The sequence below is a fragment of the Streptomyces sp. NPDC057617 genome (assembly GCF_042800555.1).
In the GTDB taxonomy this organism is placed as follows: Bacteria; Actinomycetota; Actinomycetes; order Streptomycetales; family Streptomycetaceae; genus Streptomyces.
In genome coordinates this window covers 117,012-140,142 of the sequence record NZ_JBHVGV010000016.1, presented here as the reverse complement: position 1 = coordinate 140,142, position 23,131 = coordinate 117,012, and the positions used below count along the sequence as shown (strand labels likewise).

23 protein-coding genes and 1 pseudogene are annotated in these 23,131 nt (G+C 71.7%); 11 read left to right on the top strand and 13 right to left on the bottom strand.

Annotation, left to right across the window (positions count from 1 at the left end):
* Nucleotides 1-70: 70 nt before the first annotated feature.
* The 4 genes from ACFU9P_RS31165 to ACFU9P_RS31150 form a co-directional block, all read right to left on the bottom strand.
* A complete protein-coding gene (locus ACFU9P_RS31165; protein ID WP_384087301.1) occupies nt 71-829 on the bottom strand; it encodes a PIG-L deacetylase family protein in 759 nt (252 codons plus the stop codon).
* A 20-nt stretch (nt 830-849) separates the two neighbouring features.
* Nucleotides 850-1,524, bottom strand: coding sequence for a papain-like cysteine peptidase (locus ACFU9P_RS31160; RefSeq protein ID WP_384087298.1), 675 nt, complete (start codon nt 1,522-1,524; stop codon nt 850-852).
* A 19-nt stretch (nt 1,525-1,543) separates the two neighbouring features.
* A complete protein-coding gene (locus ACFU9P_RS31155; RefSeq protein ID WP_384087295.1) occupies nt 1,544-2,746 on the bottom strand; it encodes an SAM-dependent methyltransferase in 1,203 nt (400 codons plus the stop codon).
* A 287-nt stretch (nt 2,747-3,033) separates the two neighbouring features.
* Complete coding sequence (locus ACFU9P_RS31150) at nt 3,034-4,236, bottom strand: L-dopachrome tautomerase-related protein (RefSeq protein WP_384087292.1); 1,203 nt, start codon at nt 4,234-4,236, stop codon at nt 3,034-3,036.
* A 371-nt stretch (nt 4,237-4,607) separates the two neighbouring features.
* Here ACFU9P_RS31150 and ACFU9P_RS31145 point away from each other — a divergent pair, with 371 nt between their 5' ends.
* Nucleotides 4,608-5,432 carry a lipase family protein gene (locus ACFU9P_RS31145; protein WP_384087327.1) on the top strand — a complete coding sequence of 275 codons (825 nt, stop codon included), beginning with the start codon at nt 4,608-4,610 and terminating at the stop codon, nt 5,430-5,432.
* A gap of 148 nt (nt 5,433-5,580) precedes the next feature.
* On the opposite strand, the gene ACFU9P_RS31140 is transcribed toward ACFU9P_RS31145, so the two are convergent.
* Complete coding sequence (locus ACFU9P_RS31140; protein WP_376372346.1) at nt 5,581-5,937, bottom strand: PRC-barrel domain-containing protein; 357 nt, start codon at nt 5,935-5,937, stop codon at nt 5,581-5,583.
* 180 nt (nt 5,938-6,117) lie between these two features.
* Here ACFU9P_RS31140 and ACFU9P_RS31135 point away from each other — a divergent pair, with 180 nt between their 5' ends.
* Nucleotides 6,118-6,606: a GNAT family N-acetyltransferase gene (locus ACFU9P_RS31135; RefSeq protein WP_384087288.1), complete on the top strand. Its 489-nt coding sequence runs from the start codon at nt 6,118-6,120 to the stop codon at nt 6,604-6,606.
* 52 nt (nt 6,607-6,658) lie between these two features.
* Here the strand turns inward: ACFU9P_RS31135 and ACFU9P_RS31130 are convergent, their stop codons facing one another.
* The 3 genes from ACFU9P_RS31130 to ACFU9P_RS31120 are packed head-to-tail and all read right to left on the bottom strand — an operon-like array spanning nt 6,659 to nt 8,255.
* Nucleotides 6,659-7,441 carry a phosphatase PAP2 family protein gene (locus ACFU9P_RS31130; RefSeq protein ID WP_384087285.1) on the bottom strand — a complete coding sequence of 261 codons (783 nt, stop codon included), beginning with the start codon at nt 7,439-7,441 and terminating at the stop codon, nt 6,659-6,661.
* A 5-nt stretch (nt 7,442-7,446) separates the two neighbouring features.
* On the bottom strand, nt 7,447-7,593 hold the full coding sequence (locus tag ACFU9P_RS31125; RefSeq protein WP_384087282.1) for a hypothetical protein: 147 nt from the start codon (nt 7,591-7,593) through the stop codon (nt 7,447-7,449).
* On the bottom strand, nt 7,593-8,255 hold the full coding sequence (locus ACFU9P_RS31120) for a DedA family protein (protein WP_376372335.1): 663 nt from the start codon (nt 8,253-8,255) through the stop codon (nt 7,593-7,595). Before ACFU9P_RS31120 ends, ACFU9P_RS31125 begins: the two co-directional genes overlap by 1 nt.
* A 115-nt stretch (nt 8,256-8,370) precedes the next feature.
* Here ACFU9P_RS31120 and ACFU9P_RS31115 point away from each other — a divergent pair, with 115 nt between their 5' ends.
* Nucleotides 8,371-8,805 carry a BlaI/MecI/CopY family transcriptional regulator gene (locus ACFU9P_RS31115; protein ID WP_376372332.1) on the top strand — a complete coding sequence of 145 codons (435 nt, stop codon included), beginning with the start codon at nt 8,371-8,373 and terminating at the stop codon, nt 8,803-8,805.
* Nucleotides 8,802-9,761, top strand: coding sequence for a M48 family metalloprotease (locus tag ACFU9P_RS31110; RefSeq protein WP_384087279.1), 960 nt, complete (start codon nt 8,802-8,804; stop codon nt 9,759-9,761). The genes ACFU9P_RS31115 and ACFU9P_RS31110 overlap by 4 nt, the downstream gene beginning before the upstream one ends.
* A 231-nt stretch (nt 9,762-9,992) precedes the next feature.
* Here ACFU9P_RS31110 and ACFU9P_RS31105 read toward each other — a convergent pair.
* A pseudogene (locus ACFU9P_RS31105) lies at nt 9,993-10,400 on the bottom strand (hypothetical protein); the annotation flags it as partial.
* A 468-nt stretch (nt 10,401-10,868) separates the two neighbouring features.
* Here ACFU9P_RS31105 and ACFU9P_RS31100 point away from each other — a divergent pair.
* Entirely contained in the window at nt 10,869-12,008 is a 1,140-nt protein-coding gene (locus tag ACFU9P_RS31100) for an acyltransferase family protein (protein ID WP_384087276.1), read from the top strand.
* A 74-nt stretch (nt 12,009-12,082) separates the two neighbouring features.
* On the opposite strand, the gene ACFU9P_RS31095 is transcribed toward ACFU9P_RS31100, so the two are convergent.
* Both ACFU9P_RS31095 and ACFU9P_RS31090 read right to left on the bottom strand, forming a co-directional pair.
* Entirely contained in the window at nt 12,083-12,538 is a 456-nt protein-coding gene (locus tag ACFU9P_RS31095) for a tellurite resistance TerB family protein (protein ID WP_376372323.1), read from the bottom strand.
* A gap of 75 nt (nt 12,539-12,613) precedes the next feature.
* On the bottom strand, nt 12,614-14,674 hold the full coding sequence (locus ACFU9P_RS31090; RefSeq protein ID WP_384087273.1) for an ABC transporter ATP-binding protein: 2,061 nt from the start codon (nt 14,672-14,674) through the stop codon (nt 12,614-12,616).
* A 413-nt stretch (nt 14,675-15,087) separates the two neighbouring features.
* Here ACFU9P_RS31090 and ACFU9P_RS31085 point away from each other — a divergent pair, with 413 nt between their 5' ends.
* Complete coding sequence (locus ACFU9P_RS31085) at nt 15,088-15,792, top strand: dienelactone hydrolase family protein (protein ID WP_376372318.1); 705 nt, start codon at nt 15,088-15,090, stop codon at nt 15,790-15,792.
* A gap of 15 nt (nt 15,793-15,807) precedes the next feature.
* Here the strand turns inward: ACFU9P_RS31085 and ACFU9P_RS31080 are convergent, their stop codons facing one another.
* Nucleotides 15,808-16,707: a UbiA family prenyltransferase gene (locus ACFU9P_RS31080; RefSeq protein ID WP_384087270.1), complete on the bottom strand. Its 900-nt coding sequence runs from the start codon at nt 16,705-16,707 to the stop codon at nt 15,808-15,810.
* 143 nt (nt 16,708-16,850) lie between these two features.
* Between ACFU9P_RS31080 and ACFU9P_RS31075 the strand changes: the two genes are divergently transcribed.
* From ACFU9P_RS31075 to ACFU9P_RS31065, 3 genes are all read left to right on the top strand, one after another.
* Nucleotides 16,851-17,903, top strand: a complete 1,053-nt coding sequence (locus ACFU9P_RS31075; protein ID WP_384087267.1) for a type III polyketide synthase — start codon at nt 16,851-16,853, stop codon at nt 17,901-17,903.
* Between the two features lie 103 nt (nt 17,904-18,006).
* On the top strand, nt 18,007-18,531 hold the full coding sequence (locus ACFU9P_RS31070; protein ID WP_384087264.1) for an isoprenylcysteine carboxyl methyltransferase family protein: 525 nt from the start codon (nt 18,007-18,009) through the stop codon (nt 18,529-18,531).
* On the top strand, nt 18,528-19,544 hold the full coding sequence (locus ACFU9P_RS31065) for an NAD(P)/FAD-dependent oxidoreductase (protein ID WP_376372308.1): 1,017 nt from the start codon (nt 18,528-18,530) through the stop codon (nt 19,542-19,544). Before ACFU9P_RS31070 ends, ACFU9P_RS31065 begins: the two co-directional genes overlap by 4 nt.
* 46 nt (nt 19,545-19,590) lie before the next feature.
* Here ACFU9P_RS31065 and ACFU9P_RS31060 read toward each other — a convergent pair whose 3' ends face one another.
* Entirely contained in the window at nt 19,591-20,841 is a 1,251-nt protein-coding gene (locus ACFU9P_RS31060) for a DUF4032 domain-containing protein (protein ID WP_376372305.1), read from the bottom strand.
* 178 nt (nt 20,842-21,019) lie between these two features.
* Between ACFU9P_RS31060 and ACFU9P_RS31055 the strand changes: the two genes are divergently transcribed.
* Together ACFU9P_RS31055 and ACFU9P_RS31050 are read left to right on the top strand one after the other, a co-directional pair.
* Complete coding sequence (locus tag ACFU9P_RS31055; protein ID WP_384087261.1) at nt 21,020-22,492, top strand: MFS transporter; 1,473 nt, start codon at nt 21,020-21,022, stop codon at nt 22,490-22,492.
* The gene (locus tag ACFU9P_RS31050; protein ID WP_384087258.1) at nt 22,489-23,130 is read left to right on the top strand and encodes a TetR family transcriptional regulator; all 642 of its coding nucleotides are present in this window, start codon (nt 22,489-22,491) and stop codon (nt 23,128-23,130) included. Before ACFU9P_RS31055 ends, ACFU9P_RS31050 begins: the two co-directional genes overlap by 4 nt.
* Nucleotide 23,131: the final 1 nt, after the last annotated feature.

The window sequence follows — 23,131 nt, the reverse complement described above, 5'->3', positions numbered from 1 at the left end:
CCCATCCGGGGGCCGTGCCCGGGCCGCCCGGCCCTCCGGGGTCCCCGGCCCGCGGTCTGCGAAAGACCGGTCAGACGGGCTCCTCCAGCGCCCAGACCCGCTCGGCGCGCAGCGGACCGCCGCGGGCCAGCATGCTGCCGTGGTCGACGGCGAGCGGCGCGAGCTGCGAGGCGTAACACTGCACCGCCGCGCGCTTGGCCGCCCACTGCTCGTCGGACAGGGTCAGTTCGTGCGCCACGCGGAGCCGGAACCGGCTGTCGAGATCCCGGTAGGCCGGCCCGTAGTCCTCGTCCTTGGCGAGCCCGGCCTCCGTCCCGGGGGTGCCCCACTCCGGAAGGTGCCCGGTGTACGGCAGGTCCGCGTAGACCAGGGGCAGCGGCCGGCCCAGCACCCCGGTCACATGCAGGGCCCGGTCGCGGACCTTCGCGTGATCGGGCTGATTGGTGCCCAGCGGAACCAGCAGCCGGGTCCGCGGATCGAGCTCCGACAGATACGTGTCGATCTCGTCCAGGACACCGCCGTCCCCGTACGGCCCGTCCGGATGCCCGAGCGCCACCGGCTCGGCACCGAGCAGCGCGCAGGCCCGCGCGTCTTCCTCCAGCCGCGCGAGATGCGCCTCTCCGGCCGACGAGAAACCGCAGGTGCTGTCCCACCAGGAGACCTCATGGTCGGGGTAGGGCGCCCCGCCGTAGACGGTGACGACGGTGACCGGGGAGCCCAGCGCCGGGATCAGCCCCGAGAGTGAGAGCACGGCGTCGTCGAAGTGCGGCGAGAGGATCACCGTGGCGGGCGGATCCGGGGTGAGCGGGGGCGTGGACGGTGTGGTCATCGGGGAAGTGCTCCTGTCGGTCATGGTGCGGTGCTGGTTCCGGGCTGCCGGGCACCGGCGAACCGCACCTCGCGGAACGCCGCGTCCCACTGGGCGTCGTCGCCCTGCCACCGCCCGGGCGCGGCGGCCACGGTGCCCCACGCGATCCCGGGGCCGAGGGCGTCGCTGGCCGTGTTGTCGGGCGGGGTACGGCGCAGCCACAGCAGATCGAAACGGTGGCCCGGGTGCGCCGTCGCGATGACCAGCCGCAGTCGGCGCAGATCGGCCGGGGCGAGTTCGTCGAAGGCGTCGTGATGGACGTACAGCACCCGCGCGGACGACCCCGCGAGCGCCCGCCAGCGGTCCGCGAGCGCCGCGAACTTGGCGCGCACGGAGCCGAGTTGGCTCTCGATGTCCTGCCGGCTGAGGGCGCTGCCGGAGGCGGGGTGGAAGTCGTGGAAGAAGCGGATGTCGGAGCCGCGGTCCAGCGCGCAGAGGCCGTCGCTGAAGGGCTCGACCATCCCGGGCCGCAGGACATGCGCGAAGTCGTCCGCGATGGTCTCCACGACCGACTCGAAGTCCAGATCGAGCCAGTCGAAGAAGTGGGCGCGGTCGTCGCCGGTGATCCGGCGGATCTGATGAGTGGACTCGCAGTGGTAACCGAGCCCGACACAGCGGTCGTAGATGTCTGCCATGAGGGCGCTTCCGTCTGCCATGAGGCTCTCCCGGGCGCGGTCAGCCGGCCGTACGCCGCAGCAGCAGCCCCACGCTGCCGCGCTTGCTGAGATAGGCGCGGCCCGCGCAGACCGTCTCGACGCGCGGGGGTACGAGGACGATCTCCTCCTCCGCCCGCCAGACCGCCGACCGCGCCAGCCAGGGCCGTACACCCGAGGCGAGCGCCTCGGGTTCGAGCGCGAGAAAGACCTGGTCCGTGCCGAGTCCGTCGAGAAGTGCCAGGTCCTGGCCGTAGTAGAGCATCTCGATCAGCAGATGGGCCGTGGCGCGGGCGGGGCCGTCCTCCTTGGCCAGTCCGGCGAGATCGGCGCCGTCCACGGTGACCGTGCCGGAGCCGGCGAGCGCGGCGGTGAGGCGGGTCCTGAAGACCGGGTTGGGCTCGGTGGCCCGTACGGAGAAGCCCGCCGCGGCGAGGCGGTGGGTCAGCGCGCCCTCGCAGGCCCCCACCTCCACCAGGGTTCCTCCGGCGCCGCCGCAGCGCTCCCGTACCCAGGCCGCGGTGGCGTCCAGACGCTGCTCCTCGTACGGCGAGCTGCCGAACTCCCAGGGGTCCTCGACCGACGCGGCCTCGTCGTCCAGGCTGGCGAGCAGGGCGTAGAGCCGCTCGCGCTGGGCGGGGTCGGCGTCGAAGAAGCGCTCGGTGGCCGGAATGCGCGGTGTCTGGACGAGATACTCGGGGTCCGGCTCCGTCAGCAGTTCCGCGCACCGGCCGTTGACGAAATCCAGCTTCGCCGCGAGGTGCCCCTGCGTGAGCGGGCGGTCGAGGTCGCTGAGGAACTGGAGGTACGGCGAGAAGCCGACCGCGTGCCGCAGTCCGGCGGGCCCGTACCGGATCTTCTCGCAGGCGACGGCGGTGTCGCGGCCGAGCCGGCCACGGCTGCGCCGGTTGTCGGCGGGGGAGTGGGTCCAGATCTGTACGGTCTCCTCGCCCCGGTTCTCCCGCTGCCCCGGTCCGGCGCCGGCCTGGCGCAGAAGCTCCGCGAGGACCTCGGGCCCTGGTGAGGCGATGCCGTCCGTCACCGGCCCGACATGGGGGGCCAGGAGGGCGAGACGCCCGGCCGGGTCCGTTCCCGCGGCAAGGGTCAGAATCTCGGCGCGGTCGCCGAGGATCACCCGGGTCTCCCCGCCGTGGTCATCGGTGAGTACGGACAGGAAGTCGAGAACGGCATCCTCGGCCCGGAGTACGACAACGATATCAATCACGGTACTTCTGCCCTCGGTTACGGAGCCGACGAGGGAGCGGGACAGGGTGAGGCCGGTCGGGGGAGGCTCGTGAGGGGTGTCGGCTGGCAGGGACCCTAGCGGGCGCCCGGCTATGTGGTCCAGACCAATCGAATGGGTGATCGCCGAATTCCGGCCATGTCCTGCTCCTGGTCCGGATCCCGGCGGCCTGCGGGGATGTGGTTGCTTCCGCCCGTGCGGCCGACCTGTCCGGCGGCGGCACGGGCGGAGCGAGGGGAAGCGCAGGACGGCCGAAAACCATCTCGGTCTCAGCGCCTGGCCGGGCCGATGCCGATGGACACGCGGTACAGGAAGTACGGCTTGCGCCGGAGGTCCCGGCCGCTGTTGTAGGCCGCCTGGCGGTTGAGCTGGTTGGCGATCACGTACAGGTTCCGGTCGTAGCCGATGGACAGGGTGTCCGGCCAGATCAGCCTGTCGTCCTGGACGACCGTCCGGTACACACCGTCCTGGTCCCGGCGGACGATGGCGTTGTGTTCGATGTCGCCGCCGTAGACACGCCCCGCCCGGTCCATCTCCAGACCGTCGGACATGCCCTTGATTCCCAGGTCGCGCACCAGAGGCCCGCTCCGCTCCCGTCCGTCGCGGCATTCGACGAGTTCCCTGGTGCGGACCGCGTACAGCTTCCGGCTGGACAGCGGGCAGAAGTACAGCCAGGTGCCGTCCGGGCCGAGCGCGATCCCGTCCGCCCCGATGCCGACGGGAGTCCCGGGCGCGGCACCGGGCTTGTTGAGGAATGGTCTGCCCTCGATCACGGGTACGAAGCCGGGCTCCGGCAGGGTGGAGGGCGCGTCGTCGAGGCACCGCCACGACGCACCGTCGGCCAGCCGCACGACGATCAGGCCGTTGGGGCGGTCGGGGGTGGCGTCGGTCAGATAGGCGTAGCCGCGGCCGAGGTCGAACCGTACGTCGTTGACGAAGCTCCGGGGCCCCGCGACGTCCCTGGGCAGGACGATCGTGCGCACCACCTTGTCCGTCGCGAGGTCGATGGCGACGAGCTTCGGCCCGCCGTACGGGGCGTCGGCCCACACGACGCGGCCGGTGTCCACGACCCAGAGGCGCTCGGCGGCATCGACGACCACGCTCTGCACACCGAGGAAGTGGCGTGCGGGATCCGATGTGTCGGCCTCGTTGATCCGCCGGTTCGGGTACGCGACGGCCGTTCCCTTGACGATCTCCGCCACGGAGAAGGGCACTTCGTCGCCCCAGTGCGGGAAGTTCACGAAGATCCGGCCGGAACGCGAGACGGTGACTCCCGTGGGCATCGCGCCGTGGAAGGCGGCGACCGGCCGCAGCTCGGGACCACGCCGTACTGCGGCAGGTTCGCGCGGCACGGCCACGGTCCGTGGTGAGCCGATCGCCAGCGACAGGCCCATGGCGGCGGGCAGAGCGACGATCGCGCGCCGGCTCGGTATGGCGGGTGAACCGCCCGTCTGTGCGTCGGAGTTACGCATGATGGGGGGCTCCTTCAGAAGGAGGGGCGGATCGAGGAACGCCGGGCGGGTCGGTCACCCGACCGTGTGCGCCCGAGGCGGTCGCTCGCCGAGGGAATCCCGCGCGGGAGGCGAAGGACGCGGGGCGGAGGACGCGGGGGCGGGGGCGGAGGTGAGGGAACCGGGCCAGGGTTCCCGCGCCGGCTTCCGCGTGGCTGTAGTGCTCAGGGTACTGAGGTCCGCCGGTCCCGCCACTTGCTTCAGGGAGCGGCTTCGGGGTGAGGTCCGAGCGCTTCCGCACGCCGCCCGTACGGGTGAACGCGATCCTGGGACGAGTCCGGAAAGTCATAAATCATCGGTCTCGCCGATGAACGCCCGCACCTGACCGGAGGATTGCCGTGCCCCTCGCCCCGATCGACCACCGGACGACCGGTTATCAACTGTCGCACGCCTACTGGCTGGCCAAGGCCTCGGAGCTGGCCTACCGCGACAAGGACATCGCCCGAGCGGCCCTGGCCGAATGGGGGTTCGACCGGTTCCGGCACTTCGAGTCACCGCACGAGATGCCGTTCCCCCTGGACGACACCCAGGCGTACACCGCCGCCAGCGACCGCATGATCATCACCGCGTTCCGCGGAACCACGCCCCAGGAGATCCGCGACTGGCTGACCGACGGCAACACCCCGCCCGTCCCGGGCCCCGGGAACAAGGGCTTCGTCCACTACGGCTTCCACCGGGCGCTCGCCTCGGTCTACCCGGAAGTGCGCGACACCATCGCGCAGTTCCGTACGAGCGGCCAGACCGTCTGGTTCACCGGCCACAGCCTGGGCGGCGCGCTCGCCATGCTCGCCGGCACCCGGCTGTACTTCGAGGAGCCGCGGATCCTGGCCGACGGCATCTACACCTATGGGCAGCCCCGCACCTGCGACCGGCTGCTGGCCGCCGCGTACAACGCCGCCCTGAAGAGCCGTACATACCGTTTCGTCAACAACAACGACATCGTGCCGCAGGTCCCGCCGACACCGCTGTTCACGCATGTGGACAGCGTCAAGTACTTCGACGCGGACGGGAAGATCCATGACCGGCTGCCGTTCGTCGATGTCCTCAGGGACCGGGTGACGGGCCGTACGGCGGATCTGTTCGCGCCTGCCTCGGACGGCATCCGCGACCACTTCATGCCCGCGTATCTGGCGAACCTTGAGAAGAACCTGGCCTGAGGTCCGGGTCCGAGGTCTGAGCCCCGGACCTGAGGTGCAGGTCCGAGGTCCAGGTCCGGGGTCCAGGTCCGGGGTCCTTCCGGCCGGGCGGCCCCTGCCCAAGGGGCCGCCCGGCTCCTGGTCGGCCTGTGGCCCTGACCCGCCCGCTTCAGCGGCGCGCGAGACGGCGCTCGCCTGCTGCGCCGGTCGTGTAGGGCAGCCCGTAGTGCGAGAAGACCTGCGGCTCGTCCTCGGCGAGCAGCTCCCCGTCGGTGTCGATGGACGGGGCGTCCTTGGCCAGGTTCCTGTCCCAGGTGACCTTCAGATAGCCGGGACCGACCGTGGCGTCGCCCAGCGGGACGAAGACCAGACGCCGCCTGGTGGGCAGCCCGACGGTCACGGTGGCGAACGACGGGGCGTCCGTCGCGGTGTCGACATAGACCGATTCGAGCGAGCCGATCTTCTTCCTGTCGGCGTCGACCACATCGTGCCCCCGCCACTCCCGGATGTCCTCAGCTTCGAACATGGACGATTCACCTCTTTTCAGATCCCTCTCGGATCCTTCTCGGTATCGCCTCTTTCTTGGTCATTATCCTGCAAAGACGGCGCGCTGCCCGGGGGACGAGGACCGGGGCCGCCGGTGCGGTACGGCGTGGTACGGGGAAAGCGCTGGCGGCCCGGCGGAGCGTACGGGCATCCTGGCCGCATGCCGATCAGAGAAGCCACCGCCGAGGACTGGCCCGCCATCTGGCCGTTCTTCCACGAGATCGTCGCCTCGGGCGAGACCTTCTCGTATCCGCTCGACCTCGATGAGAGGCAGGGCCGGGAGTGGTGGATGCCGGCGGCTCCGAACCGTACCGTCGTGGCCGTCGACGAGGCCGGTACGGTCGTCGGCACCGCGAAGATGGGCCGCAACCAGTCCGGGAACGCCGGGCATGTCGCCACCGCCAGTTACATGGTCGATCCGGCCCGGTCGGGGTGCGGTGTGGGCCGGGCGCTGGTCGAGTACACCCTCGACTGGGCACGTACGGCGGGCTTCCGCTCGATCCAGTTCAACGCGGTCGTCGAGACCAATACGTACGCGGTGAAGCTGTACGAGTCGCTCGGCTTCACGATCCTGGGCACGGTGCCGGAGGGCTTCCGGCACCCCGCACAGGGCTATGTCGGGCTGCACGTCATGCACCGTCCGCTCTGAGCCACGACTCGCTCCGGGCTTCCGGGAGGCGTACGGCCGAGACGCTCCGGACTCACCGGTTCCCGGACATTCTTCTGGGCACGAAGGGCGGAAGCGGCACAAGCGGCGCAAGTGCCACCAGCGTCGCGCCGAGGCTCAGCCAGAAGGCCGCGTACAGCCATCCGCCGAGGACATCGGTCGCCCAGTGCACCCCGAGATAGATCCGGCTCAGCCCGACGGCGACCGCCCAGCAGGCGATGAGCGCGCACAGCGTGTACGTGAGGGCCCGGCGGCCGGCGGGTCCGCCGCGCCGGCGTGTGAGGGCCCAGATCAGCAGGCCCGCCATGAGCGACGAGGTGGTGGCATGGCCGGACGGGAACGCGTAGTTGGAGGCATGGGTCGCCCAGTCGCCCGCCGGGGGACGCGACCGGTGGATGGCGGAGAGCGGGACATAGCGGAGGAGCTGCCCGGCGATGAGAAACAGCAGCGTGCCGGCCGCGGCGGCCAGGCCGTACCGCAGGGATCCCGCCCACCCCTGTCCCGCTGATCCGGCCGCTCCCTCCGGCACCTGCCCCCGCCGCTGCCGTATCCCGGGGCCGGCGAGCAGTCCCGCCACGACCGCGCACAGATAGGGCAGGACCCCGGTGCCGGTCGACGTGACTCCCCGGGCCACCGCCGTGGCCTCCGGGGGCCGGTGGTCCAGCGACCAGTCGAGCGCGTCGCGGTCCAGCGGGAACGGTGCGCCGTTCCGGCCGGTCACCAGCACCGCCAGCAGGGCGAAGGCCGCGGCGAACAGCGCGCTCAGCGCCGCTGTACGAATAGCCGCCGTTCCAGTACGAAGAACCCCGGATGACATCGCCCTCACCGCGAGGCCACCAGCGGGCGCAGCCAGGTGGAGCGAAGCCGCTCGACAAGTGGACCGCCGCGCCGCGCGGCGGTCATCAGGCCCCGGCTGAGGCCGTCGTCGAACCATCCTTCGCGAAGAGCACTCGCCGCCGTGCAGGCCATCAACGGGCCTCCCCTTCGGACGCGCGGCGCGAGCGCAGCACCTCCAGGGCCAGCGGAATGAGCGAGACGACGACCACCACGGCGACGATCGGCAGCAGATAGCGCTCCACATCCGGTACGGACGAGCCCAGCGCGTACCCGGCGAGCACCAGACCGACCGTCCAGATCGCGCCGCCGAGGACCTGCCAGAGGGTGAAGAGCCGCGCGGGTACGTTCAGCGCGCCGGCCAGCGGGTTGAGCACGGTCCGTACGACCGGTACGAAGCGGGCCAGCACGATGGCCTTGGCATGGCCGTACCGGTCGAGCAGCTCCTCGGCGCGCGCCGCGCCCTCGTGTAGTTTCCTGGACCGGCTGCGCGCCAGCAGCGCCCGGCCGCCCCGGCGGCCGATCCAGTAGCCGGTCTGCGCCCCCAGCAGCGCTCCCGCGGCCGAGGCGACGAGCACCTGCGGCAGCGAGAGATGCGCGGGCCCGGTCACGCCGGGCACGCTCAGCAGCCCGGCGGTGAAGAGCAGCGAGTCGCCGGGGAGGAAGAATCCGATCAGCAGGCCGGTCTCGGCGAAGAGGACGACGGCGATACCGAGGGCGCCGAACGCGGAGAGCAGGGATCCCGCGTCGAGGAGGTTCACGGCTTGTGGCATCGCGGCGAGCGCGGATACGGCCATAAGGGGGCTGCTCCCATAATGGTGGGCAGGGGTGTCCTGCGTGACGATCCGATTGTCTACAGTGCTGTAGACGGTCTACTTCACTGTAGACGAAAGAAACGGGAGGAGCGTTCCCATGGGCGACGAGAGCGCGGAGCGCCGGCCGGCCGGAGAGCTGGAGGCCGGTGTGCTGGCGGCGCTGTGGGCCGCCGAGGGACCGCTCACCCCAGGTCAGGTCCAGGGGGCGCTCGGGACGCGGCTCGCCCGTACCACCATCACCACGATCCTGTCGCGGCTGTACGAGAAGGGCAGCGTCACCCGGGTCAGAGCGGGCCGTGGTTACGCGTACACGCCGACCGAGGACGCCCCCGGGCTGACCGCCCGCCGTATGCATTCGGAGCTGGCCAAGGACGAGGACCGCAGTGCGGTGCTCGCCCGCTTCGTCTCCCAGCTCAACGACGAGGACGAACGGCTGCTGCGCTCGCTGCTGGACGGCGGGGAGGCCCGGGCGGACGACCGGCCCGACGGTGTGGACAGCCTGGGCGGTCCGGACGGCGGGCGCGCCGGATGATCTACCTCGTCTGGGTGCCGCTGCTGATGCCCTTCCTCGCGGTGCCCGCCGCCCGCCGGGTCGCCGCGGCCCTGGCGCCCCGCCACGCCGCCTGGCTGCTCACCGTCGTTGCCCTCGTGCTGGCCGCCAGCAGTTCGGCCGCGCTGGCCCTGCTGGTCGTCCCCGGCGCCTCGTACCTGCCCGTCGTGGCCGTTCTCGGTGAACTCCTGGAGCCGCTGAGGGCGGGACCGCCGGTGGTGGCCGTCGCGCTGGCGCTGATCGCCGGGTCCCTGCTGGTCTGGCGTACGGCCGTACTCGCCGTGGCCGCGCACCGCTCCCGCGCGGAGCTGCGCCGGGCCCGGGCCGCCGCGGGCGGTACGGAAGGCGAGCTGGCGGTCCTGCGGGACAGCCGGCCCGACGCCTACGCCCTGCCCGGGCGGCCCGGCAGGATCGTGGTGACCACGGGAATGCTGCGCGCCCTCGAACCGGCCGAGCGCGAAGCGCTGTTCGCTCATGAGCGCGCTCATCTCCGGGGCCGCCACCATCTCTTCCTCACCACCGTCGAACTGGCCGCGCTCTGTCACCCCGCCCTGCGGGCCCTGTGCGAGCCGCTCCGTTACGCGCTGGAGCGCGCCGCGGACGAGGCCGCCGCGGTGGCGGTCGGTGACCGGCGCCTCGCCGCGCGCGCCATCGGCAGGGCCGCCCTGGCGGCCCGGGAGGACCGGGCGGAGGACCGGGACCACGCGAGGCCGCGTGCCGTCCTGGCGGCGACCGCGGGCCCTGTGCCCCGGCGGGTCGCCGCGCTGCTCGGCGGGAGCGGTGCAGCGAGCGGCCCGGGGCTGCCGTCCGGTACCGGCAGGCTGATCGCGGGCGCGCTGCTGTGCTGCGTGGCGCTGTCCGGCGCCACGGCGGTGGGCGCGGCGGATGACCTCCACGACCATATAGAAATCGCGCAGGGAGAAAGCGCGGCGGACTGATCGTCCGCCGCCGTGGGGCGGACCCGGATCACCGGGACCGCCGTTTCGAACCCCCTTTCGGGTCCGGCCGGGAATTCATCCGTACAACCGGCCCAACTGCATGGTTTCGGCGAGGGATTCCTCGCTCGTCACCCGCTGTCGGCCGGTGTGGCCCGGGTGTCTTCGGTAGTCGTGCGCCGGCGTCAGCGCGGAAGCGGCGAACGAGCGCTCCTGAAGGGGCGTTTCCGGCAGCGAGGCGGGCGCGAGCATAACCGGAAGTGCCCGGTCCATTCGTAACGCGTCCACCGATTCCGCGAGCAGTTCGTATTCCGTCGTGTCGTCGCGGGTGGCGACACGCAGCAGCCGCCCTGCGGCCAAATGCTCGGCTACCAGGTCCTGGTGGGCCACATCGTCCCGCCAGGCGCGCAGGGTCGCCGGGACATCGGGCACGGTGTCCGCCACCGGAGCCAGTGCCTCCGCCGGAAAATGCTTGCTTTCTGGGCTGGGATCGAGTCGTTCGGCGATCCATGTCGCGCGATCCCGCAACCACCACAGTGCAAGTGCCAGAGTGGGAGCGCGATATGTGCCGAGGGGTACGCCGATACGCTGTCCACCGCAGACTCCATATGCGGTGACATGGCAAAGGAATTCGTCATGCACGGCCGCTCTCCTTGCGCCGTTCTGTGAGGCCGGTGGTCTGGGCCGCAATTCTTGGCAGTGGCATCGCGCGGTGCGGCGGGCGATTCCGTGGGGCGATTTCCCGGGACGGCGGAGATCTGCCTTTGGAGGCCCGAACTTCCAACTATGAAGGCCTTGCTGACGACCTGTCACCAGCCCGATCCGGCCAGAGTGGCGCGCATATGCGGGTCGGTGGCCGAAAACCTAACGTGACCGGGCAGAGACGCACCGTACAGGGCCGGAACCGGGGAGTCCGCCGCGCCGGCGCCCGGAATCTTCACTTCCGGACCGGTGTGTTACATCCGGCCGGGCGCGGTCCGGTGGGTGACACCCGGGTTAACGGATGGTTGACACGGTCGTTAGGGTGCCTTGAATGTTCGCTCCGCTGATTCCCCCCGCAATCCTGCTAAGAGGCATCCCCGCCGCCCCAGGTTCCACCGGGGAGGCCCTATGACGCAGATCACCGATCAGCCGGTACGGTCCGTATCCGGCGCCCCCACGGCCGGTACGGCGAAGACCCCGGCGGAAGGCGCCGCGGAGCCGTCCGCGGGAGCCGCACCGGCCGAGGCGGCCAAGACCGCCAGGAGCCGGGACGCCTTCTTCGACAACGCCAAGTATCTGGCGATCGTCCTGGTCGCCGTCGCGCACGCGTGGGAGCCGCTCCGGAGCGGCAGCCGCGCGGTCTCGGCGCTCTATATCGTCGTCTACGCCTTCCACATGCCGGCGTTCATCATCATCTCCGGCTACTTCTCGCGGAGTTTCGACTTCCGGCCCGACCGGGTGCGCAGACTGATCACGGGCATCGCCGTCCCGTACATCGTGTTCGAGGTCGCCTACAGCCTCTTCCACCGCTGGACCGACAACGATCCGGACATGCCGGTCAGCCTGCTCGACCCGTGGTACCTGACCTGGTTCCTGCTGGCGCTCTTCGTCTGGCGGATGACGGCGCCCCTCTGGCGGGTGGTGCGATGGCCCGTCCCGATCGCCCTGCTGATCGCCGCGCTGGCCACCACCTCACCGCAGATCGGCGACGATCTGGATCTCCAGCGGCTCCTGCAGTTCCTGCCGTTCTTCGTGCTGGGCCTGCGGCTGAAGCCCGAGCACTTCCAGCTCGTACGCCGGCGCGCGGTGCGGATCGCCGCCGTACCGGTCTTCGCCGGCACCGTGGTCTTCGCGTACTGGGCCGTCACCCGGATGAACATGGCGTGGTTCTTCCACCGCGACAGCGCGCAGGAACTGGGCGTGCCCTGGTGGACCGGGGTGCTGATGACCTTCGCGCTCTTCGGCTGCGGCCTCGTCCTGAGCGCCTGCTTCTTCTCCTTGGTCCCCGGGCGGCGGCTGTGGTTCACGGCGCTGGGGGCCGGCACGCTCTGCGGCTATCTGCTGCACGGGTTCCTCGCCCAGAGCGCGGGCACCTGGGGCTGGTACGACCCCGGCTGGCTGTACGGGCCCGTCGGCGAGGTCTTCGTATCGCTGGTCGCGGCCGTGGCGGTGACCCTGCTCTGTACGAAGCCGGTCCAGCGGATCTTCCGCTTCGCCCTGGAGCCGGAGATGGCCTGGGCGTTCCGGAAGGAGCCCGCCAAGGGCTGACGCCGTCAGTTCCGTGGTGAGGCGGGGCGGGTGGCCCCCGGAAGCCACCGCCCCGCCCCTGCCCGCCGTACCGCTCAGAGGTCGAACTCGTGCGGGGGCAGGTCCAGCGCGTAGCAGGCCTCGCGGACCACGGCCTGCTCCTGCTTGTCGAAGTCCCCGTCCGCGCCGCCGATCACAATGCCGATCTGGATGACCGCCCGCGCCTCCGCCGGCTTCTTCTTGGCCTTGGCGACCTCCTGGAGCACCCCGACCTTGCCGAACGCGAAGTCGGCCGTCAGCTTGTCCAGAGCCGCGTCGAAACGGCGCTGGAGGTCCTCCGCCGGGAAGTTCCGCAGCACCTCATTGGTCGAGATCAGGGTGGCGACCCGCTGCCGCTCCGCGGGGTCCACGGAGCCGTCCGCCGCCGCGACCAGGGCGCACATCGCCATGCTCGCGTCGCGGAAGGCGCCGCTCTTCAGATCGTTCTTCTTCGCCAAGAGCTGCGACTGCATCGTCGTGGCGGATTCCTTGAACCGGTCCCACAGGGCCATTCCGTCATCTCCTCAGGTGGTGCGCAGAGCCAGTGGTCCAACGTCCCGGACGGCCGCGGCGTGCCCGCGCGGGCGTCACCCCGTACCGCCGGGCACGGCTTCGTCCGCCCGTTCCGCCGGCCTTTCCGCTCCGGTCCGGGCCGCGGGCGGAGTGCCCTGGGCGGGCACCTCGGGACTGCCAGTCCGGTACTGCTCCGACTGGAGCGTGAACAACTCCCTGAACAGGCCGGGTCCTTGGTGCCCCTCCGCCATCAGCGCAGCGAAGTCGCCCGCCTCCACCAGCCGGCCCTGGTCCAGGACATAGATCACATCGGCCGACCGGACACTGTGCAGCCGGTGCGTGACCAGGATCACCGTCTGCCCGTCGCCCGCGAGATCGCGGATCTGCTGGAACGCGGCGATCTCGGCCGCCGGGTCCATGCTGCTGGTCGGCTCGTCGCAGATCAGCAGGCCCGCCTTGCGGTAGTACGCGCGGGCCAGGGCCAGCCGCTGCCACTGCCCGCCCGACAGGTCCACCCCGCCCTCGTACCCCTTCTCGCACAGGGTGTCCCAGCCGCGCGGCAGCTCGCCGACCACCTTGTGCGCGCCGGCCAGCTCCGCCGCCCCCTCAAGCCGTTCCAGGTCGTGGATCTCGGACGGCCGGCTGATGGCGACATTGGCGCGGGCCGTGAACGGCCAGCGCTGGTAGTCCTGGAGCACCAGCGCGACCTGGTCGAAGAGCTGGTCGCGGTCCAGCTCGCGGACATCGGTCCCGTCCCAGCGGATCTGCCCCTCCGACGGCAGATACAGCCCGGCGAGCAGCTTGCTGAGCGTCGTCTTGCCACTGCCGTTGACCCCGACGAGGGCCACGATCTGGCCGCGGCGGATCGTCAGCGACACGGTGTCGAGCGCCGGGGTCTCCCGGCCGGGGTACGTGAACGACACCCGGTCGAATTCGATCAGCGCGGGCGGACCGGGCACCGGCGTACCGCCCCTGGGGATGGCGCGGAGCGCGGACTCGTCCCGCGCCTTGATCAGATCGGTCATGAACAGCGACTGCTCGTAGAGATGGTGGATGTGCGTGACCATCCGGCGCAGCCCCGAGGTGCCGCTGGTGAGCGCGAGCGCCGCCGTGGCGCCCGAGGCGAGCGGCATATGGCCATGGGTGAGCAGCCAGGCCAGCAGTCCGTACGTCACCGCGGCGGTCACCCCGGACAGCGCCGAGGTCAGCAGGTCCGTACCGGCCTCGCGGTGCGCCAGCTTCGTCTGCTCCTGCGCGGCCTCGACGCCCATCCGGTCGAACTGCTCCAACAGAAACGGACCCGCGCCATGGACCCGTAGCTCCGGGCCCGCCTTCTGGGAGATCAGCAGCCGGCGCAACGCGCCCTGCTGCCGTACGTGTTCGATCCACACCTGGATCGACTCGTAGGTACGGCGGGCCGCCCTGACCGTGCCCCAGGCCTTGGGCACCACGACGGCGATCAGCAGGGGCAGCAGCACGGGATGCAGCACCGCGAGCACCCCGCTGACCGCGATCAGCGCCATCAGCGCCTCGATGATGCCCAGGGTGTGCTGGATCAACTGGCGGGCGGCGGTCTGGCCGTGCTGGCCGGAGTCCAGGATCTTGTGGAACTCCGGCTGTTCGAGATGCTCCATCTCCACCCGGATCACCGGGGTCAGCATGGTCAGCGCGGCGAGCCGCTCCACCTTGGGCTCCAGCCGTCCGGTGCCGCCGAAGGTGACCGCACGCAGGGTGGCCGCCACCGCTCCCGCCCCGCCGACCAGCAGCAGCGAGGGCAGCGCCTCGGTGATGCGGTCGGCGGTGGGGCCCGCGGTGAAGAGGCTGACGAGCACGCGGTTGGTGGCCAGCAGCCCGAAGACGGTCGCCGCGGCCTGGCCGAGCTGGGCGATCGCGACGACGATCAGCGCGGCGCGGTCGGCGCGCCAGGCCAGCGACACCGTATGGCCGACCAGCCGGGGGATCTGCCGCAGGATCGACCAGAACGAGGTCCGCAGGTGCGCGCCCTCATGGGCGGTCCAGCCCCAGGAGCCCTTCAGCCGGCCGCCGAAGAGGAGCTGTTCGGGCGGCGAGTTCTGGACGTACGGTTTCGGGCGGAGGCGGAGCCGGAGCCGGCGGGGAAGGCGCAGCGGATTCACTCGGCGGCACCGCCCTCGGCGTCAACCCGGTGCACGGCCGGCCGGGGCGAGGCGGCACCGTACTCGAACGCGCGAGGTCCGCCGGGACAGCGGACTGGAGCGGGAACAGGTAACACAAGGCCTCCTGAACTGACGACAACGGTTACAGGTGCCCGGACAACGGACCTGATCAAGGGCGTGTAACGGGCCCTCAAGGACGAATCGTCGGACAGAGTTTCGAGCGGACGTGATAGCCCGTACGGGTTCGGGCCGGTCGGGTCATCGTGTCGCGTTCGAATCACCCGGGAGGGGTGCGTTCACCTGATCGGGGGATTGTGTTGCGGATGCGAAGCCACGGCCCACCCCCGGTCGTCCGCCTGCGGCCCGCTCTCTACGATCTCGGTGTCACCGGTCACTGTTGAGGAGCACCTCCCATGCCCACCGAGCCCGCCTTCCAGAACGTCTCGTTCCCGAGCGCCGGAGCCACCGCGTACGGCTATCTCGCCGTACCGCCCGCCGGACACGGCCCCGGCCTGATCGTCATCCAGGAGTGGTGGGGGCTGACCGCCCACATCAAGGACGTCACCGACCGCTTCGCACAGGCGGGCTTTGTCGCGCTCGCGCCCGACCTGTACGGCGGCCGGGTCGCCCATGACAGCGCCGAGGCGGGGCGGATGATGGCCGATCTGCCCACCGAGCGGGGCGTCGACCTGCTCTCCGGCGCGGTCGGTTATCTGCTCTCGCGGCCCGAGACCGACGGCGACTCGCTCGGGACGGTCGGCTTCTGCATGGGCGGCGGATTCGTGCTCGCCCTCGCCGCCAAGGACCAGCGGGTCGCCGCCGCCGTACCGTTCTACGGGGTCATCCGCGACGGTGCACCCGACTTCTCGCGGCTCAGGGCGGAGATCCTCGGCCAGTACGGCGAGGAGGACCACACCGTGCCGCCCAAGAGCCTCGACGACCTCAAGGCCACCATCGAGGCCCAGTCGGGCATCGTCCCCGACTTCCGGCTCTACCCGGGGGCGGGCCACGCCTTCTTCAACGACGCCCGGCCCCAGGCCTACAACGCCGACGCCGCCAAGTCGGCCTGGGAGAGCACGCTCGCCTTCCTCCGTACCCACCTCGCGCCGTCGGCCTGATCCGTACGGGCGGGCTCAGGCCAGGGCCGTCCCCTGCCACAGCAGCAGTGCCACATCGACGCCCGCGACGAGAATCGCCGCGAGAAAGGGGACTTTCGGCCGGTGACGACCCATCAGCGATCCGCCGGCCGCCATGATCAGGGCCGCGCCCACGGCGACCGCGCCCAGTGGCCCCGGCCTGCCGAGCGCCAGCAGGACCGTGGCCGCCACCAGCGGGACCGGCAGCAGCAGCCGCACCACGGACGGCCCCAGCCGCTGCGGCCAGCCCCGCACCCCCAGGGCCAGATCCGAGCCGATGTCGGGCAGCACATTGCCGAGATGCGCCCCGACCCCCACCAGCGCGGCGGCGGTGACGATCCACCAGGCGGGCCGGGGCTGCCCGGGCAGCCCGAGCGTCACAAAGGCGGGCAGCGAGGCGAACCCCACCGCGTACGGCAGCCAGGACAGGACGGTGGACTTGAGCCGGAGGTTGTACGACCAGGCGGCCGCGACCCCGGCGAGATGCACCGTACCGGCGAGCCGCCCGTACGCCAGGGACAGCGGTACGCACAGCGCCAGCGCGACCAGCGCCGCCGTCCGTACGGCCCGCGCGCTCACGGCGCCGCCCACCACCGGCTTGGCGCTCCGGCCCGCCGCGGTGTCGCGGGCCGCGTCGACCGCGTCATTGCTCCAGCCCACCGACAACTGCCCCGTCAGCACGGCGGCGGCCACCAGCGCGCATCCGGCGGCGTCCTGCCCGGCGGCCACCGCGAGCCCGGTGATCAGCAGGGTCACGGCGGTTGTGGGACCGGGGTGGCAGGACCCGAGCAGGGCGGCCGTCCGGCGCGGCCACCGCACCGGCGGCCCGTCGGTGCGCGACGGCAGACCGGGAAGGTCCACCCCCTCGGCCATGTTCACCCCGTCGGTCCCGTCCACGCGCCCATCGTAGGCAGCACTCCGTGCGCCGCCACCGCACCTTCGTGATCGCGCGGCCGTACAGGCGACTTCGTGTGTGACACGCCGTCGCCGGGGCAGGGATTGCACGTCAGTCACCACCCCCGACCCGGACGGGACCGCAGATGACACGCATCGCAGCCGTCCACGGAGCCCTGGCTCCGCATCAGCACGCCCAGCAGGACATCACGGACATGGTGGCCGAGGTGTGTCTGCCCGAGGAGGCCGACCGCAGGGTGCTGGACCGGCTGCACCGCGCCGCGCGCGTGTCCACCCGCCACACCGCCCTGCCGCTCGACCGGTACGCCGGGCTCAAGGACTTCGGCGAGGTCAACGATGCCTTTATCGCCGCGGCCGTACCGCTGGGCGCCGAGGCCGTCGAAGGGGCGCTGGACGCGGCGGGTCTCTCGCCGGGCGATGTCGATCTGCTGATGTTCACCTCGGTGACGGGCATCGCCGCGCCCTCGGTGGACGCGCTCCTCGTGGGACGGCTCGGTCTGCGGCCCGATGTCAGACGCGTGCCGGTCTTCGGACTGGGCTGTGTCGCGGGAGCGGCCGGCATCGCGCGGCTGCACGACTATCTGCTCGGACGGCCCGACGACGTGGCGGTCCTGCTCTCGGTGGAGCTGTGCTCGCTCACCTTCCAGCGAAACGATCCTTCGCCGGCCAATCTCGTGGCCTCGGGGCTCTTCGGGGACGGCGCGGCGGCCGTCGTCGCCTGCGGAGCCCGGCGCCGGGCCACCGGGCCCGCCGTCGTCGACACCCGCAGCCGGATCTATCCGGACACCGAGGGGGTGATGGGGTGGGACATCTCCGCCTCCGGTTTCCGGATCGTCCTGGACGCGAGCGTTCCCGACCTCGTACGCAAGAACCTGCCGGAGGAGGTCGACGGATTCCTCGCCTTACACGGCCTGAAGCGCGAGGACATCACCGCGTGGGTGTGCCATCCCGGCGGGCCCAAGGTGCTGGAGGCGGTCGAGGAGGCGCTCGAACTGCCGGACGGGGCGCTGGACATGACCTGGCGTTCGCTGGCGGCGGTGGGCAATCTGTCCTCGTCGTCCGTACTGCATGTGCTGCGCGACACCCTCGCGGAACGGCCGCCGCCGCGCGGGACCGCCGGACTGATGCTCGCCATGGGACCCGGATTCTGCTCCGAACTCGTCCTGCTCCGGTGGTAGATCCAGTGGTGGATCCAGTGATGGAACCGACCGCACCGGGGGCGGACCCAGTCGGTGGAACCGGTCGAACCGGTGGAACTGTTGGCAAGCGACGGGAAGAGACATGATCTGGTACGGCGTGCTGGTGCTGGCCGTCGGCGCGGAGCGGGTCGCCGAACTCGTCGTCGCCCGCCGCCACACCCGCTGGAGCCTGGAGCGCGGCGCGGTCGAGTGGGGGCGGGGGCACTACCCGCCGATGGTCGCCCTGCACACGGCGCTGCTGTTCGGCTGCCTGGCCGAAGTATGGCTGGGCGACCGCCCGTTCACCCCCGCGCTCGGCTGGACCATGGTCGCCGTGGTGGTGGCCGCGCAGGCGCTGCGCTGGTGGTGCATCCGTACGCTGGGGCCGCGCTGGAACACCCGGGTGCTGGTCGTACCCGGGCTGCCGCTGGTCACGGGCGGCCCGTACCGGCTGCTGCGGCACCCCAACTATGTGGCGGTGGTGGCCGAGGGCCTCGCGCTGCCCCTGGTGCACGGCGCCTGGCTCACGGCGCTGCTGTTCACCGTGCTCAACGCCGTCCTGCTGACCGTCCGGATACGGTGCGAGAACCGCGCCCTGGACGCGGCGGCCGCCGGTGCGCTGCCGTGATCGACCTGCTGGTGGTGGGCGCCGGGCCCGCCGGACTCGCCACTGCGGTCCACGCCGCGCTGGCCGGTCTGGAGGCGGTGGTGATCGAACCGCGCGCCACCCCCGTCGACAAGGCCTGCGGCGAAGGCGTGATGCCCAGCGGGGTACGCGCGCTGACCGCCCTCGGTCTCGACCTCCCGCGCGGGCATCCGCTGCGCGGCATCCGGTACGTACGCGGAAACCACCGCGCCGAGGCGCCGTTCGACCACGGACCCGGGCTGGGGATACGGCGTACCGAACTGCACGCGGCACTGGCACGGCGGGCGAAGGAAACCGGCGTACGGATTCTGACCGGCCGCGTCGGCGATGTCGTCCAGAGCCCGGACTCGGTGACCGCCGGAGGGCTGAGGGCGCGCTGGCTGGTGGCCGCGGACGGGCTGCACTCGCCCGTACGGCGCGGTCTCGGCCTGGGCCTGCCCGACCGCGGGCCCCGGCGCTACGGCCAGCGGCGGCACTACCGCATGAAACCCTGGACGGACTTCGTCGAGGTGCACTGGTCGGGGGCGGGGGAGGCGTATGTGACCCCGGTGGCCGGTGACCTGGTCGGGGTGGCCGTGCTCAGCTCGGTGAGACGCGGCTACGACGCCCATCTCGAAGGCTTCCCCGAGCTGCTGTCCCTGCTGGACGGCGAGCCCGCGAACGCCGTACGCGGAGCGGGCCCACTGCGCCAGCGGGTACGCGGCAGGACCGCGGGCCGGGTGCTGCTCGTGGGCGACGCGGCGGGCTATGTCGACGCGCTCACCGGCGAGGGCATCGCACTCGCCCTGGCATCGGCCGAGGCCGCCGTACGGTGTCTGCGGGCGGGACGGCCGCAGGAGTACGAGGACGCCTGGCGCAGGCTCTCCAGGCGCCACCGGCTGCTGACCGCGGGGCTGCTCCGGGTCAGCGGCCACGCGGCCGGGGCCAGGCTGATCGTACCGGCGGCGGCCCGGATGCCGTCGCTGTTCGCGGCGGCGGTACGCGCCCTCCAGTGAGGGCGACCCACGGCGCGTTACGGGGCCTGGTCCGGCGACGGCGGGGTCAGGGGGACAGACCGTTCGCGGGGTCCGGCGGGGTCATCGCCCGTACCGAAAGCGGCAGTACATGCGCGATGTAGTCCTCGACGGTCGCCTCCAGACCCACATCGCGCCCCGCGCGCTCCGACAGATACCAGCGGTGCTCCAGCACCTCGTGGAAGATCTGCGCCGCGTCCATCTCGCCGCGCAGCTCCAGCGGTACGGCCCGTACCGTCGGCCGGAAGACATCGCGGACCCAGCGGTGCGCCAGCACCTCGGGGCGCGCGCCCAGCGGATCGCCCGGCGCGTAGTCCTCCTCACCGGCCATCCAGCTCTCCAGATCGTTGAGCAGCCGCCGCGCCTGGTTCTCCTCGGCGTCCAGACCGGTCAGCCGCAGCAACTGCCGCTGATGATGGCCCGCGTCCACCACCTTCGGCAGAAACGTCACCGTGTCGCCCATCGGGGAGCGCTCGATCTGCATCTCCGCCACATCGAAGCCCAGATCGTTGAGGCGCCGGATCCTGCGGTCGATGTAGTGCCGCTTGTCCACCGGATACACCGACTCGCGCGTCACCTCGTGCCACAGGTCCTCGTACCGCCGGACGATCGCCGCGCCGAACGGCACCGGGTCCACCGACGGATGGAGCGCGCCCGAGGCCTCCAGGTCCATCAGCTCCCCGGCGATGTTCACCCGGGCCAGCTCGATGTCGTACTCCCGCTGGCCCCGGCTCAGGTTCGGCTGGATCTGCCCGGTCTCGGCGTCCACCAGATACGCGGCGTACGCGCCCGCGTCCCGGCGGAAGAGGGCGTTGGACAGTGAGCAGTCCCCCCACGCGAACCCGGCGAGATGCAGCCGTACGAGCAGGACCGCCAGCGCGTCCATGAGCCGTTTGACGGTCGAGGGGCGCATCGTCGACTCGAACATCGAACGGTAGGGGAGCGACCCCTTGAGATGGCGGGTGATCAGCGCGGGCTCCAGCGGCTCGCCGTCCGCGTCCACCCGTCCCGTCACCACCGCCAGCGCGTCCACGGCGGGAATGCCGAGCCGGTGCAGATCGCGCAGCAGTCCGAACTCCCGGACCGCGCCCCGCTCGGATATCTCCTTGACCGCCACCACCTCGGGCCCGGCGGACGCGAAGCGCACCACATGGCGGGAGATACCGCGGGGGAGCGCCACGAGGCAGGCGTCGGGCCACTGGTCGAGCGGGGTGTTCCACGGCAGATCGAGGAGCACGGCCGGCTGCTCGGGATTGGTCGCGCTGATCTGGAGCGCCATCGTGCCTCCCACGGCTGTCGTCGGGCGGGCACCGGTCCCGGAGCCGCCCACCACAGTGTGCCGGGCGGTGGATCCGACGCTCCGGGGGCCCGGTGGGCGGCCGGGGTGCACGCGTGTTTACCCTGAGGGGGGTGAACAGTTGTGCACCCCTGCTGTGTCCTCACCCGTACGGAGAGAGATGACCGAAGCGCGAGAAGCGATATCCGGGCCCGACGCCCCGCACCACCCCCGGTTCCTCGTCGCCGTCCTGGCCTTCTGCGGGGTAGTGGTGGCGGTCATGCAGACCCTGGTCGTACCGCTCCTGCCGCACATCCCCGCACTCACCGGGGCCACCCCCACCGCCGCGAGCTGGCTGGTCACCGTCACCCTGCTCACCGGCGCCATCTGCACCCCCGTACTCGGGCGTGTCGGCGACATGTACGGCAAACGCCGGGTGCTTCTCGCCTCCCTCGGCGTACTGGTCGCCGGGTCCGTGCTGTGTGCGGTCAGCTCCCAGATCGGTGTGCTGATCGCCGGGCGCGCGCTCCAGGGCGCCGCGCTGGCCGTCGTACCGCTCGGCATCAGCATCATGCGCGACGAACTGGCGCCCGCGCGGGTGCTGCCCTCGGTCGCGCTGATGAGTTCGACCCTGGGCATCGGCGCGGCCGTCGGACTGCCGGTCGCCGCCCTCGTCGTGGAGCACTCCGACTGGCACACCATGTTCTGGGCCTCGGCCGGGCTCGGAGTGCTCGACATCGCGCTGGTGCTGCTGTGCGTACCGGAGTCGCCCCTGCGCACCCGGGGCCGCTTCGACACCCTGGGCGTCCTTGGGCTCTCCGCGGCGCTTGTCTGTCTGCTGCTCGCGGTCACCCAGGGCGGCGGATGGGGCTGGACGTCCGCCCGTACCCTCGGACTGCTCGCGCTGTCCCTGGTGACCGGACTGCTCTGGGGCCGGTACGAGCTGCGCTTCACCACCCCCATGGTCGACCTGCGGGTCTCGGCGCGGCCCGCGGTGCTGCTGACCAATGTCGCCGCGCTGCTGATCGGCTTCGCCTTCTACGCCAACTCCCTGGCCACCGCGCAGATGGTGCAGGAACCGACGAGCACCGGTTACGGGCTGGGCGCGTCCATCGTGGTGAGCGGGCTCTGTCTGCTGCCGGGCGGGCTGACGATGGTCGCGCTGTCCCCGGTGTCGGCCCGGATCTCCGCCGCGTACGGCCCCAGGACCACGCTGGCGCTCGCCTCGGCCGTCATGGTGGCCGGCTATGTGGTCCGTTTCTTCACAAGTCACCAGCTCTGGACGATCGTTCTCGGCGCGACGGTCGTCGCGGCGGGCACCGCCATCGCGTACTCGGCGCTGCCGGCGCTGGTGATGCGCGCGGTGCCGGTGAGCGAGACCGGTGCGGCCAATGGCCTCAACACCCTGATGCGGTCGGTGGGTCAGGCGTTCTGCAGCGCCGCCGTCGCCGCCGTGCTCACCCGTGTCACCTTCGAGGCCGGCGGGCGTACGGCGCCCACCCTCCACGCGTATCTGCTGGTCTTCCTGATCGCGGGCGGCGCGGCGCTGCTCGCGCTGGCCGTCACGCTGTGTCTGCCGGGGCGGCGGATCACCGTGCCGGGTACCGTCGGGCGGGACGACCGGACGGCGTCGCTCGCCCAGGAGGGCACATGAACGGGCAGGCAGCGGGCGGGACCGCCGACGGCGGATCTTCCATGGAGGCGGGACCGGGGGCGGACGGCGGCCAGGAGACGGGCACCGTGCCCGAGGCAGGCACCGGGCGCGCCGCGATTCTGCGGGCCGCGCGGCGCGCGTTCGCCTTCCGTCCGTACGCCGAGGTGACCTTGCGCGGGATCGCCGCCGACGCCGGGGTGAGCGCCTCGCTCATCGTCAAGCATTTCAGCACCAAGGAACGGCTGTTCAACACCGTCGCCGACTTCGGCCCCGCGGCCGACCTGCTGTTTGCGGCGCCGCCGGACTCGCTCGGCCACCACCTCGTACTGACCGTGGTCCGCAGCCGCCGCGAGCAGCAGGCGGACCCGCTGCTCCGTGTCGTCTTCGCCCTCGGCAACGACGACGAGCGCGTGCTGCTGCGCGAACGCTTCGGCGAGCAGATCACGCAGCGGCTGGCGGCTCTGCTGCCAGGCCACGAACGGGCTCTGCGGGCCGAACTGATCGTCGGTCAGCTTCTCGGTCTCGGCGCGACGCTCAGCCTGCACCGCGAGGGTGCCCAGGCACGGGCCACGCCGGAGCAACTGGCCACGCTGTACGGCCCGTCGCTCCAGCGATTGATCAGTTGTTCCGCTGATTGAC